Source organism: Gilliamella sp. CG13 (assembly GCF_046635805.1).
In the GTDB taxonomy this organism is placed as follows: domain Bacteria; phylum Pseudomonadota; class Gammaproteobacteria; order Enterobacterales; family Orbaceae; genus Gilliamella; species Gilliamella apicola_I.
In genome coordinates this window covers 270014-283337 of the sequence record NZ_JBIDFM010000002.1, presented here as the reverse complement: position 1 = coordinate 283337, position 13324 = coordinate 270014, and the positions used below count along the sequence as shown (strand labels likewise).

At 34.1% G+C, this 13324-nt stretch carries 11 protein-coding genes; 10 read left to right on the top strand and 1 reads right to left on the bottom strand.

Annotation, left to right across the window (positions count from 1 at the left end; all coding sequences use genetic code 11):
• The first annotated feature begins 12 nt into the window (after window positions 1-12).
• From clpP to ACGH6R_RS05230, 5 genes are all read left to right on the top strand, one after another.
• Complete coding sequence (gene clpP, locus ACGH6R_RS05250; protein ID WP_065558960.1) at window positions 13-615, top strand: ATP-dependent Clp endopeptidase proteolytic subunit ClpP; 603 nt, start codon at window positions 13-15, stop codon at window positions 613-615.
• Between the two features lie 24 nt (window positions 616-639).
• Window positions 640-1905: an ATP-dependent protease ATP-binding subunit ClpX gene (gene clpX / locus ACGH6R_RS05245; protein WP_267361334.1), complete on the top strand. Its 1266-nt coding sequence runs from the start codon at window positions 640-642 to the stop codon at window positions 1903-1905.
• Between the two features lie 196 nt (window positions 1906-2101).
• Complete coding sequence (gene lon, locus ACGH6R_RS05240) at window positions 2102-4537, top strand: endopeptidase La (protein WP_267352399.1); 2436 nt, start codon at window positions 2102-2104, stop codon at window positions 4535-4537.
• Window positions 4538-4666: 129 nt separating this feature from the next.
• Window positions 4667-6511, top strand: a complete 1845-nt coding sequence (locus ACGH6R_RS05235; protein WP_411599082.1) for a SurA N-terminal domain-containing protein — start codon at window positions 4667-4669, stop codon at window positions 6509-6511.
• Window positions 6512-6663: 152 nt separating this feature from the next.
• Window positions 6664-6969, top strand: coding sequence for a ComEA family DNA-binding protein (locus tag ACGH6R_RS05230; RefSeq protein ID WP_267352397.1), 306 nt, complete (start codon window positions 6664-6666; stop codon window positions 6967-6969).
• A gap of 42 nt (window positions 6970-7011) precedes the next feature.
• Here the strand turns inward: ACGH6R_RS05230 and priA are convergent, their stop codons facing one another.
• On the bottom strand, window positions 7012-9180 hold the full coding sequence (priA, locus tag ACGH6R_RS05225) for a primosomal protein N' (protein WP_411599081.1): 2169 nt from the start codon (window positions 9178-9180) through the stop codon (window positions 7012-7014).
• Window positions 9181-9349: 169 nt separating this feature from the next.
• On the opposite strand from priA, the gene moaC reads away from it, so the two are divergent.
• The 5 genes from moaC to ACGH6R_RS05200 all read left to right on the top strand — a co-directional run bounded on the left by moaC (window position 9350) and on the right by ACGH6R_RS05200 (window position 13288).
• The gene (gene moaC / locus ACGH6R_RS05220; protein ID WP_411599080.1) at window positions 9350-9832 is read left to right on the top strand and encodes a cyclic pyranopterin monophosphate synthase MoaC; all 483 of its coding nucleotides are present in this window, start codon (window positions 9350-9352) and stop codon (window positions 9830-9832) included.
• Between the two features lie 12 nt (window positions 9833-9844).
• Window positions 9845-10090 carry a molybdopterin synthase sulfur carrier subunit gene (gene moaD / locus ACGH6R_RS05215; protein ID WP_411599079.1) on the top strand — a complete coding sequence of 82 codons (246 nt, stop codon included), beginning with the start codon at window positions 9845-9847 and terminating at the stop codon, window positions 10088-10090.
• A gap of 1 nt (window position 10091) precedes the next feature.
• Window positions 10092-10535: a molybdopterin synthase catalytic subunit MoaE gene (moaE, locus tag ACGH6R_RS05210; protein ID WP_411599078.1), complete on the top strand. Its 444-nt coding sequence runs from the start codon at window positions 10092-10094 to the stop codon at window positions 10533-10535.
• A 59-nt stretch (window positions 10536-10594) separates the two neighbouring features.
• The gene (locus tag ACGH6R_RS05205; protein ID WP_411589948.1) at window positions 10595-11293 is read left to right on the top strand and encodes a Bax inhibitor-1/YccA family protein; all 699 of its coding nucleotides are present in this window, start codon (window positions 10595-10597) and stop codon (window positions 11291-11293) included.
• A 162-nt stretch (window positions 11294-11455) separates the two neighbouring features.
• On the top strand, window positions 11456-13288 hold the full coding sequence (locus ACGH6R_RS05200; RefSeq protein ID WP_411599077.1) for a sulfatase-like hydrolase/transferase: 1833 nt from the start codon (window positions 11456-11458) through the stop codon (window positions 13286-13288).
• Window positions 13289-13324: the final 36 nt, after the last annotated feature.

Sequence of the window (13324 nt, the reverse complement as noted above, 5' to 3'; positions counted from 1 at the left end):
TAGGAGATAAAAATGCCTTTGGAACCATTTATGAGTGTTATACCAATGGTGGTTGAGCAAAGTTCTCGTGGAGAGAGGGCTTATGATATATATTCACGTTTATTGAAAGAGCGGATTATATTTTTAACAGGTCAAGTTGAAGATAACATGGCTAATTTAATTATTGCTCAAATGCTATTTTTAGAAGCCGAAAATCCTGAAAAAGATATTCATCTCTATATCAATTCACCTGGTGGTGTAGTAACAGCAGGAATGGCAATCTATGATACGATGCAATTTATCAAACCTGATGTTAGCACTATTTGTTTAGGCCAAGCTTGTTCAATGGGGTCTTTACTTCTAACTGCCGGTACAAAAGGAAAACGTTACTGCTTGCCTAATGCTCGAGTGATGATCCATCAACCATTAGGCGGTTTTCAAGGTCAAGCTTCTGATATACAAATTCATGCTCAAGAAATTTTACAGGTTAAAAGTCGATTAAATAAAATTATGGCGATGCATACAGGTCAAGATATTAGCGTGATTGAAAGAGATACAGATCGTGATAACTTTATGTCTGCTGAAAAAGCGGTTGAATATGGTTTAGTGGATGCCATATACAGTAAACGATCTTAATAACAGACTAGGTAGGTGGTTAAAGTGAATAAAACAAATTCCGAAAAATTACTTTATTGTACTTTTTGTGGTAAGAGTCAGCATGAAGTTCGTAAACTCATTGCAGGGCCATCATCTATTTATATTTGCAACGAATGTATTGGTTTGTGTAATGATATCTTGAAAGAGGAAACTAAAAACTTTCTTTCCCATGAAGAGTTTATCAGTAAACCTTTACCAACCCCTCATGAAATTCGTGCACATCTTGATGAGTACGTTATTGGTCAAGATCGCGCCAAAAAAGTATTATCTGTAGCGGTTTACAATCATTATAAACGGTTACGCAACTATTCTAATCCGAGAGATGTTGAATTAGGTAAAAGTAATATTTTATTAATTGGACCAACAGGTAGTGGAAAGACATTATTAGCTGAAACATTGGCTCGATATCTGGATGTTCCTTTTGCAATGACCGATGCCACAACGCTAACGGAAGCGGGTTATGTGGGCGAAGATGTTGAGAATATTATTCAAAAATTACTACAAAATTGCGATTACGACGTTGAAAAAGCGCAACGTGGTATTATTTATGTAGATGAAATTGATAAAATTTCACGAAAATCAGATAATCCATCAATCACACGGGATGTGTCGGGCGAAGGAGTTCAACAAGCATTGTTAAAAATTATTGAAGGTACGGTTGCATCCGTTCCACCTAAAGGGGGACGTAAACATCCTCAACAAGAATTTTTACAAGTTGATACATCAAAAATCCTATTTATTTGTGGTGGCGCATTTAGTGGCTTGGATAAAGTCATTGAAAATCGTGTTTCAACTAATACAGGAATCGGTTTTGGCGCTGATGTTAAAAGTACCAAGCAAAAAGCTTCTGAATCTGAACTGTTAGCCCAAATCGAAGCTGAAGATTTAGTGAAATTTGGCTTAATTCCAGAATTTATTGGACGGTTACCTGTGATTGGTACACTATCTGAATTGGATAAAGATGCGCTAATCAGTATATTGACTGAACCTAAAAATGCATTAACTAAACAATATCAAGCATTGTTTGATTTAGATGGTGTAGATCTTGAGTTTTCTAAAGAAGCTTTAGACGCCATAGCCGTCAAAGCGATGCAACGTAAAACAGGGGCGCGTGGTTTACGCTCGATTGTTGAAAATATTTTATTAGATACGATGTATGATTTACCATCAGAAAAAAATATTAAACAAGTGATTGTTGAACAAGACACGGTTGAAAAATCTCAACCACCTAAGCTAGTGTATCGAGATAACACGAAACTTTTAGCTTAATGATAGAAATAAACTGCCATGAAAGTGGCAGTATACTGATGAAAAAATTGTATAAGTAAAACTAAACATTATGAGTGATTGAATTCGTCAAGGCTTTTAAGGAATAATATGTTTTAAACAATAATAAAATAGGCTTGAATATCTCAAAACAATCCCAATATCTACCTAATAAGTTTGTATTACCAGAGAGAACAATATGAAAACAAAACAAACTAAATCAATGATTATGCCTATTTTACCATTACGTGATGTTGTTGTGTTCCCACACATGGTGATCCCTCTCTTTGTAGGACGAAATAAATCTATACGTTGCCTTGAAAGTGCAATGGAAATGGATAAGCAAGTTTTTCTTGTTACCCAAAAAAATCCATCGCAAGATGATCCAGATATTGAAGATTTATATGAAATTGGCACGATAGCGAATATTCTACAATTACTCCAATTGCCAGATGGCACAGTGAAAGTTTTAGTTGAAGGCGTAGAGCGAGCTAAAATAGTTGATATTGTTGATCAAAATGATGATGACTTTTTAATTGCTAATATTAAACCACTTAGTGAGAAAAAACGCGCTCAAGATCTCAATGAAGCGCTTGTCCGCGTTGTATTATCTAATTTTGAAGAATATTCAAAACTCAACAAAAAAATCACACAAGAAGTGGTTGATTCAATTCGTTTAATAAAAGAACCTTCACAATTATCAGATTCTATTGCGGCAACGCTATTTTTGAAAGTGGATCAGAAACAACAAATTCTAGTCACAGCTGATTTAGAAAAACGTTTCGAATTGCTTATTGCAATGATGGAAGCTGAAATCGATTTGTTGCAAGTTGAAAAAAATATTCGTCAGCGTGTAAAACAACAAATGGAAAAAGCGCAAAAAGAATATTACTTAAATGAACAAATCAAAGCTATTCATAAAGAATTGGGTGATATTGATAATAAACCTGATGAGTTTGAAGAGTTAAAAACCAAAATCACTAAAGCAAAAATGCCAAAAGAAGCCACAGAAAAAGCTATGGCTGAACTTAATAAACTTAAGATGATGCCAGCAATGTCAGCGGAAGCGACCGTGGTACGTGGTTATATTGATTGGATGTTACAAGTTCCTTGGCATAAACGAAGTAAAGTGAAAAAAGATATTGAAGCTGCTCAAAAGATTCTAGATAAGGATCATTATGGACTTGAGAGAGTCAAAGACCGAATTTTAGAGTATTTAGCTGTGCAAGGACGAGTCAATAAAGTAAAAGGCCCTATTTTATGTTTAGTTGGGCCGCCAGGTGTTGGTAAAACTTCGCTTGGTCAGTCAATAGCTAAAGCAACAGGGCGAGAGTATGTCCGAATGGCTTTAGGTGGTGTACGTGATGAAGCAGAAATACGTGGACATCGACGTACTTATATCGGTTCTATGCCGGGTAAATTAATTCAACGTATGGTTAAAGTTGGGGTGAAAAATCCATTATTCTTATTAGATGAGATTGACAAAATGGCATCTGATATGCGTGGTGATCCTGCTTCTGCCTTATTAGAAGTTCTTGATCCAGAGCAAAATAATGCATTTAGTGATCACTATTTGGAAGTTGACTATGATTTATCCGATGTGATGTTTGTTGCAACGGCAAATTCAATGAATATTCCTGCTCCATTACTTGATAGAATGGAAGTGATTCGACTTTCTGGTTACACAGAAGACGAAAAATTGAATATTGCTAAACAACATCTAATTGCTAAACAGATTGAAAATAATGGCTTAAAATCAAAAGAAATTGACATTGAAGATTCTGCCATTATCGGTATTATTCGTTATTATACTCGTGAAGCAGGTGTGCGAAGTTTAGAGCGTGAAATAGCCAAAATTTGTCGCAAAGTTGTTAAACAATTAGCGCTAGATAGTAAATTGAAAAAAGTGAAAGTCACGCAAGCTAATTTAGCAGAGTTCTTAGGCGTGCAACGTTTCGATTATGGAAAAACGGATAATGAAAACCGAATAGGACAAGTTATTGGACTTGCCTGGACAGAGGTCGGTGGTGATTTGTTAACTATTGAATCTGTCAGTGTTCCAGGTAAAGGAAAACTTACCTATACTGGATCATTAGGTGATGTTATGCAAGAGTCCATTCAAACTGCATTAACAGTTGTTCGTTCTCGAGCGGAGAAATTGGGTATCAATAGTGATTTTTATGAAAAACGTGATATTCATGTGCACGTGCCAGATGGTGCGACACCAAAAGATGGTCCAAGTGCAGGCATTGCTATGTGTACTTCATTAATATCAACATTAACGGGTAATCCTGTTCGTTCTGATGTTGCAATGACAGGTGAGATCACATTGCGTGGAGAAGTGTTACCAATTGGTGGTTTGAAAGAAAAGCTTCTTGCAGCACATCGTGGTGGCATTAAAACCGTGTTAATTCCAATGGATAATGTCAAAGATCTGGAAGACATCCCAGACAATGTTAAATCTGAAGTTGAAATTATACCTGTAAAATGGATTGATGATGTTATAACCGTTGCACTTCAAAATAACCCATTTGGAATGGAACCTGTTACCAATAAAGTTACTTTAAAACAACCGACTAAAAAGGCCATTAAAAAAGTAAAAGGGAATGTTGAAGTGCCAGCTCGATTAAATTAATTATCTAAATTTTAAAAAGATCAACGCATGTTGATCTTTTTTTTTGCTTAACATTCTGACAATAGCCTATTTTAGTAAATATGCTATACTTGCCAAATTAATTATTGGTTTTATGGAGAATCTTTAGAAATGATGGAAACAATCCGAGCAGCTGCAAACCATGTAGCTGTTAAAATTATATTCGCTATAATTATTATAAGTTTTATTTTTACCGGCGTGTTCAGTGGCGGTAATAGTGCACGTGATGAACAAATATATATAGCGAAAGTGGATGGTGAAGGGATTAGTCGAGCGCAATTTGAGGCTCAGGCTAGTGCAGAATCATCAAGAGCGATGGGTGATAGCACTTTTATTAAACAAATTCGTCGAGATGTTCTTGCTGATCAAATTAATAACTATCTCGCTTATCAATTATCTAAAGAGCTCAACCTTAATATTAGTGACGATCGTTTAAAAGAAATGATTAGCAAGCAAAAGGAATTTTTTGAAAACGGAAAGTTTAGTAATCAAAAATATTTAAATCTTCTTGCGGCAAATAACTTTACACCAGAGGCTTATGCGGAGTCTATTAGAGCAGCTGCACAGCGACAACAGCTTATCAGTTCATTAATCTATAGTGATTTTGTTGTACCAAATGATTCTGATTTTTCACAATTACTTGATCAAACAAGAACTATTTATGCCGCGCCAATCAGTTCTTCTATTGTCAAAATGGATGATGTCAATATTACGACTGAAGATGAGCAAAAATACTATGATGAGCATAAAAATTCTTTTTTTAGAAAGGAAAGAGTTAAATTTAAATACATAGCAAATTCTAAGCAAGATTATCTAAACACTATCAGTATTGATGATAAAGACATTAAAAAAGAATTTAATGATAACCTAAAGGAATATACCTATCCTGCCAAAAAATCGTTTAGTGTGATTTTTGTAAAAGACTATAATCAAGCTGAAGATATCGTCAAAGACCTATCATCGGGAACCGAATTTTCAACAGTATTGAAGAATATTAATCAGAATGAAGATGTTTCCCCTTATGGCAAAAATGGTTCACTAGGTTGGTTTGCTGATAATGATGACTTACCACAACCTTTTAAACAGGCAAATTTACACAATATTGGTGAAGTTTCTAAACCAATACAAGTCGAAGGTGGTTATGTCATTGTCAAACTAGATGATTTACAAAAAGCTAAATCTATGGATTATGATTATGCAAAATACCAAATTAAGACCAAGCTTCAAGAAAATAAAATTCAACAACATTTTGAAAATGCTGAAGATAAAATGAAGTCAGCGCTAGTTAACCATTCTAACGATTTCGATGCGATAGCTAAAGAGGCTGGTTTAGACGTTAAAGAAACAGATTGGACTTATTATAATGATGCAAGTTCAATTGCTCGTTATCCAGAAGTACGAGATGTCATATTTAGTAGCGACATGATTGCTGATGATAAAGTGACGGGTAAAATTTCAGAAATAATACCTGTAGGACGAGATTTAGACATGTCAGATTTTATCATTCAAGTTGTCGATTATAAACCTGAAGGAATTGCTTCATTTGAAGAGGTAAAAAACGAAATACATCAAAAACTTTATGATGATATTGTTGATAGTCGTTTTAAATCAACAGTGGATGATATTGTGAAAGAGTTAAATGAAAAAGGCACATCAAAACAAGTACAATTTTCTACCAATTATATCTTGAAAAGAGATTCTAATGAACTTGATAGGAAAGTGGTTGATATGGTGTTTAATTTAGTTCCTTCTGCAACCGATAAACGTGTCTATGGGGTTGAATATATCAATAAACATGATGCTTATATCACGGTATTAACACAAGTTAAAGATGGTGAGTGGCAAGATGTTTCATCTTATTTACTGCGTTATTATTTGCAAAATACCTATAATTCTTTAGCTACGGATATGCGTTCTAAAGCAAAAATTGAAATTATGCCAAACTCAAATTTGTGATATACATCGAAAATTTGATATAGACACTGTTAAAACTAAAAGCCACTTGTGTGGCTTTTCTCATTTTTATAACAAGTTAAATCGTTTCATTAAATTAAATGAGATAGTGCTAACGCAAATTTAATTGCGTAACTATTTTAGAGGTTAATTATATGAAACGAATTTCATTATTTGGTATTTTACTATCGTCTTTTATCTTTTCATCAATCAGTTTAGCGGAACCAACGCCAATATCACCCGTTAAGCAAGAACAAAAGCAGACCATTCAAGTTAATATTAATACTGCGTCAGCGCAAGAACTGACAAAAATATTAACAGGAATTGGATTAAGTAAAGCTCAAAAAATTGTTGAATATCGTGAAAAATTTGGACCATTTGTATCGGTTGAACAACTTAAAGAAGTCTCTGGTATCGGGCAAGCCACTCTTGATAAAAACATCGGGAAAATAGCGTTGTGATATTATTTTCCACCAATTCATATTGGTGGAAAATGCCTAACCCTAATAATCTACCGGATCGACATCTATATTCCAACGTACTCGTGAACTTTCTCCCCACTTTTCAATGTTGAGAATAAGTTTATCCAATATTTCTTGTAACAATTTGCGATTAGTATGTTGTAAAAGTAATTGCCACCGATGGTAGTCTGCCTTTTTGGCTTGATTTGCAGGCATCGGGCCAAGTTGCCATAAACCTAAATCACAGTTTGCTTTTAACCAGTCATGAATTTTTTGTAAAAAAATGGGAGCATAACGATTATTACGATCTGCTGCACGGATCAATACTTGATAGCTAAAAGGGGGTAACTGTGTTAATTGACGTTCGTGTAGTGTTACGCTTGCAAATTTTTGATATCCCTCATTTAATAAAATATTAAGAAGTGGGTGATCTGGATGATAGGTTTGCAAAATAACTTCGCCAGCTTTGGTTGCCCTACCTGCCCGACCAGAAACTTGAGTATAAATTTGTGCAAATCGTTCTGTTGCTCTAAAATCACTTGAAAATAGCGCTCCGTCTACATCGATAATTCCAACTAAAGTAACATCTGGAAAATGATGGCCTTTCGCTAAAATTTGAGTGCCAACTAAGATATGAGCTCCGCCTTGTTGAATATCATGTAAATAATTATTCAATGCGCCTTTTTTACTGACTGTATCGCGATCAATGCGACTAACTTTAATATCGGGGAATAAAACTTCGAGTCTTTTTTCAAGCTGTTCAGTTCCAAATCCAATTGGCACGAGGTGAGTCGATCCACATTTAGGGCATTGTTGAGGAACAGCTCGTGGTGTATCACAATGGTGACAACTCAATTTATGCTGTTTGTGATGATAAGTATAGGGTCTGTCACAACGAGGACATTCTGCAATCCAACCACAGTCATGGCAGATTAGTAATGGTGAAAAACCCCGTCGGTTTAAAAAGAGCATGACTTGATTATTATCAGATAAGTGTTTCTGGATTTGCTCAATTAATGGCTGTGATAATCCTGCATCGAGGGTTAAACCTCGAATATCTAAAATAGACTGTTTAGCCAGCGTTGCATTACCCGCTCTTTCAGTAAGCGGGAGTAACTGATATTTATGATAGATAGCATTTTTGAGTGTTTCAAGTGAAGGCGTTGCAGAACCCAACAAAATCGGAACATTTTCAATTTTGGCTCGGATTATTGCTAAATCTCGAGCATGATAGCGCCAACCTTCTTGTTGTTTATAAGAGCTATCATGTTCTTCATCGATAATAATGATACCTAACTCTTTAAATGGTGTAAAAAGTGAAGAGCGTGTTCCAACGACAATAGCTGTTTCGCCATTACGACTTCTTAACCATACCCCCAGTCTTTCTTTGACCGTTAATCCTGAGTGTAAAATGTCAATCGGTGCATTAAAACGTTGTTTAAATCGGGTAATGGTTTGTGGTGTAAGACTGATTTCAGGTACTAATACCAATGCTTGTTTTCCCATTGATAACACGTGAGATAAAATATTTAAATAGACTTCAGTTTTGCCTGAACCGGTCACTCCCTCTAAAAGAAACACATTAAAATTATCAATCTGTTTATTGACGCTTTGTATGGCATTTGATTGCTGTGCATTGAGCTCAATTGACGTTGTATTTGTTGTATAGCAAGTTTGCCATTCATTACTTTCTGGTAAACAACGGACTTGTTCTATTAACTGTTTTTTCTGTAATGCAAGATAGACAGCTGAATTGAAGTCGGTTTCTTGTAGCGTATTATTTTTTAAGGCTAATAATAGTTGTTTTTGTTTGGTTGCACGAGGCATTGAGTCAATATTGAACTCATTACCAAGCTCAGTTAATTGCCATCTCTTAATTTCATCTTTACTTGCTGCTCGCCCTTGTCTTAATAAAATGGGTAAAGCATGGAATAACACCTCACCTATTGGGTAATGATAATAACTTGCAGCCCAATTTAATAATTGCCATATTGAATCATTAAATACGGGTGTTTCATCAACAATTGATTTTATGGATTTCAAATGATTAATATCAACATCGGTATGTTTATCGATACTAACAATAATACCAATAGCATCACGATACCCAAAAGGAACCTTGACCCGCATACCAATTTGAGCAGGCATAGTTAATTGATAATCATAAAGCTGGTGTAATGGTACAGGTAAAGCTACATGAGCGATAAGCATGAAAAATCACATCAATGGTTAAATTAAATTCGTATTGTACGTAAAATTGAATAAACTCGCAAAAGCTACACCATGAAATCTAATTTTAAGATGTGAAAAGTGGTTTCAAGTTGTAAAATTTGCTATCTTGATCTTATCGGATTTTTGATGACTATGAAAGGGATAAAAGATGTCAGAGTTATTTTCACATATTAATCAGCGTGGTGATGCGCACATGGTTGATGTCTCAGCAAAAAAAATAACAACGCGAGAAGCAAAAGCAGAGTCAATAATTTTAATGAATGAAAAAACATTAAATATGATCCTTCAAGGAAAACATCATAAAGGTGATGTTTTTGCAACAGCCCGAATTGCCGGGATTCAAGCTGCAAAAAAGACTTGGGACCTCATTCCTTTATGTCATCCATTATTATTAACTAAAATTGAGATCAATATTCAAGCAGATATTGATAGAAGTTGTATAAGAATTGAATCTTTTTGCCGATTAAATGGGCAAACCGGCGTTGAAATGGAAGCGCTGGTTGCTGCCTCGGTTGCCGCATTAACCATTTATGATATGTGTAAAGCAGTTCAAAAAGATATGGTAATAACACAAGTAAGGTTGCTATCAAAAACAGGTGGAAAATCTGGTGATTTTGTTGCACAAACATAGAAAAAGAACATCATGAATAAAATTATTTTTTTTGCTCAAACCAGAGAGTTAGTTGGAATAGATAATATTAAATTGAATGCCGAACACTGGTCTATTTCTGAACTTATTGGACAACTTAGTCAACGCGGTGATAAGTGGGCATTGGCATTAAAAGAAAAAACAGTATTATGTGCAGTGAATCAAACATTTGTGGATGTTAACTATATTATTCAATCAGGCGATGAAATTGCATTTTTCCCGCCCGTAACGGGAGGATAAAATGGAGATAATTAAAATTGACGATGAATCGATTAATACTAATGAAATTATTAGCTGGCTTTCTGAATTACCACAAGATGGTGCGGTGGTAACATTTATTGGTAAAGTTCGTTGTACAGAAAAAAAGACCATTGGACTTTATTTAGAGCATTATGCGGGAATGACAGAAAAGGTATTGAGCAATATTGTTGTACAAGCTAGACAACGTTGGCAATTGAGTCGAATCGCTGTCATTCATCGAGTGGGTGATATTAAAACTAATGAAAAAATTGTATTTGTTGGGGTGAGTAGTGCACATCGCTCAGATGCATTTGCGGCAGCTGAGTTTATTATGGATATATTAAAAAATGAAGCACCATTTTGGAAAAAAGAAAATACTATTGATGGTAATAATTGGGTTGAAGCAAAAAAATCTGATGTTGATGCATTGAAAAAATGGTATTAATTACTATTTACTATATAATAGCTATGTTATGTCAATTTATTTTTAATGAGAGGTAAGGAATGGCAGGATATACTCCTAATGGTTCAATTATTGAACAATCCGGTAGCCGTGTGCAAACATATATGAGTCATGTTTATGGTTGGATGACGGTAGGTTTGCTTTTAACGGCAATGATTGCGTGGTTTGCATCAACGAATGTGCATCTTATGCGAGTATTATATAACATAATGTGGGTTCTATTGATTGCTGAGCTTGGATTAGTATTTGTTATCTCTGGTTTAATTAACCGATTATCAGGTGCAGCGGCGACAACATTATTTATGTTATATTCAGTCTTAAATGGTTGTACTTTTTCTATTTATTTCCTTGTTTATACCTCATCTTCAATAGCAAGCGTCTTCTTTATCACTGCGGGTATGTTTGGTGCACTTGCATTTTATGGGTATACGACAAAACGTGATTTATCCGGTTTTGGGCGTTTCCTATTTATGGGATTAGTTGGTATTATTATCGCTTCGATCGTAAATATATTTTTACAAAGTGAACCATTAATGTGGGCAGTAACCTATATTGGTGTTTTTGTTTTTGCAGGGTTAACAGCGTATGACACTCAAAAATTAAAAGAATTAGGCGAAAACATATCACAAGATGACCCGAATATGTTTAGACGTTATGTTATTCTTGGTGCATTAACGCTTTATCTTGATTTTATCAACTTGTTTATTTTGTTGTTAAGAATTTTTGCTGATCGTCGATAGTTTCAAATTTATTCATATAGTAAGGGCTCTTTTGAGCCCTTATTGCTCTCGTTGTAATCCAACTTTTAAGCATCAACTTTTCTGTAAATGGAATTTTAATTATATCTTACTGTATTATCTAATTGATATATGGCTGAATATTTTTAAAAGTAATCAATTATTATGAAAAAATTATATACATTTATTTTAATCAATACCTTCATCTCATCCATAATTGCAATCAGATACTTTTTGATACCTGGAGTCACGTTTTCATGGCAAAGTGGTTTTTTTTCATTTTTTGCCGTGCTAGGGCATTTTTTTTCATTTTATCTTCTGATTTTTTTGATTCTCGTTTCTTTAATTTGGTTAAAAAAATGTTATTTTAATACTATTGCTGCTTTGTTGGTTAGTTTAGCGCAGATAGTATTATTTTGTGATACGATTGTTTTTCAACAATATCGCTTTCATATTAATCAATCAGTTCTTTCATTAGTCTTTTCTGGACAAGTGGTAGATTTTTCAATTATTACTTATATTGTAATGTTAGCACTTGCCACTTTAGTATTTTGTATCGAATTACTTATTCTGTGTTTTTTAGATAAAAAGATGACTAAATCAAAAGATCATCGAAAGAAGACACGAATGATTGTTATAGCCACAATCATGTTATTGGGTGCTGCGTTAATTAGTCATGTAATCCATATGGTGGCTTTCTATTATGCTTATTCACCCATTATGGTAGTTAAAGAGTATCTTCCTCTTTATCGTCCCTTTACTTCAAAAAAAATCATGGGTTTTTTTGATAAAGCAGGGGAGCGTAAAGTGATTAATCAGTACACCAAATCAAGTGCAAATATCTATTATCCTAAAAATAGTTTAGTGATTGATCCTGAAAATAAAGAAAAAATGAATATTATGTTTATCGTCTTAGATTCATGGCGTTACGATACTTTCAATGAAGATAATTCACCCAATACCTATCGATTTGTTAAACAAAATAATGGTGTCATTTTTGATAATCATTATTCAACAGGTAATGCAACCCGTACTGGAATTTTCGGATTATTTTATGGTATCCCTGGTACTTATTGGGATGCATTTTTGCGTAATAGTATTCCCTCACTTTTTATTACTACTTTACAGCAACAAAATTATAATATTGGTATTTTTACCTCTGCTAAAGTTTCGTCTCCTGAATTTGACCGCACAGCATTTGTAACCATTAAAAATTTGAGAATTAGCAGTCCAAATGGTACGCCTTCATATCGTGATAAACAGATGACCAATGATTGGCTAGCTTGGTATCAAAATCGGGATACCTCTAAACCGACTTTTTCGTTTTTATTTTATGATGCTCCTCATGGTTATGATTTTCCAAATGACTTTGAAGTAAAGTATAAACCCGTAGGCGATATAAATTATATCACCTTGAATAATAATACTAATCCACTGCCAATTCTTAATCGTTATAAACAGAGTGTCTATTATGATGATTATTTGATGCAAAATATTTATGATGAACTAAAAAAATCGGGAACACTCAATAATACGTTAATAATTATTACGGGTGATCATTCTCAAGAAATCAATGATAATGGACTAGGGTTTTGGGGGCATAATGGGAATTATACCGATGCACAAACTAAGGTGCCTTTTATTATCATTGGAGCGAAAGATATAAAAATCCTTCAGGAAAATAGTCAACGTTTGACAAGTCATGAAGATGTTGTACCTTCGTTAATGAAACATTATTTACATGTTCAAAATGACATATCTGATTATTCAACAGGGTATGATTTATTTAGTCCAATCACAGATAGAAATTGGTTGTTAATGTCAAATTACAGTTCTTATGCGGTACGAACGTTGGATAATATCTATTTTGTTAATCGAATGGGTATTAGCCATTATATGGATTCACGAAATCATGAAGTTGATCAAACGCCAAACTATCAATACATTCAAGATGCGATGAATAAAATGCGATACTTTTATCAGGAAGGTAATAAATAAAATTATGCCACCAAAATTTTGGTGGCATAAGATGAT

Coding starts and splice junctions, on each gene's coding strand:
- priA (WP_411599081.1), bottom strand. CDS start 9,180: ATGCTTATCGCTCATGTAGCTTTACCTGTACCATTACACCAGCTTTAT.
- ACGH6R_RS05230 (WP_267352397.1), top strand. CDS start 6,664: ATGAAACGAATTTCATTATTTGGTATTTTACTATCGTCTTTTATCTTT.
- lon (WP_267352399.1), top strand. CDS start 2,102: ATGAAAACAAAACAAACTAAATCAATGATTATGCCTATTTTACCATTA.
- moaD (WP_411599079.1), top strand. CDS start 9,845: ATGAATAAAATTATTTTTTTTGCTCAAACCAGAGAGTTAGTTGGAATA.
- ACGH6R_RS05205 (WP_411589948.1), top strand. CDS start 10,595: ATGGCAGGATATACTCCTAATGGTTCAATTATTGAACAATCCGGTAGC.
- moaE (WP_411599078.1), top strand. CDS start 10,092: ATGGAGATAATTAAAATTGACGATGAATCGATTAATACTAATGAAATT.
- ACGH6R_RS05200 (WP_411599077.1), top strand. CDS start 11,456: ATGAAAAAATTATATACATTTATTTTAATCAATACCTTCATCTCATCC.
- ACGH6R_RS05235 (WP_411599082.1), top strand. CDS start 4,667: ATGATGGAAACAATCCGAGCAGCTGCAAACCATGTAGCTGTTAAAATT.
- clpP (WP_065558960.1), top strand. CDS start 13: ATGCCTTTGGAACCATTTATGAGTGTTATACCAATGGTGGTTGAGCAA.
- moaC (WP_411599080.1), top strand. CDS start 9,350: ATGTCAGAGTTATTTTCACATATTAATCAGCGTGGTGATGCGCACATG.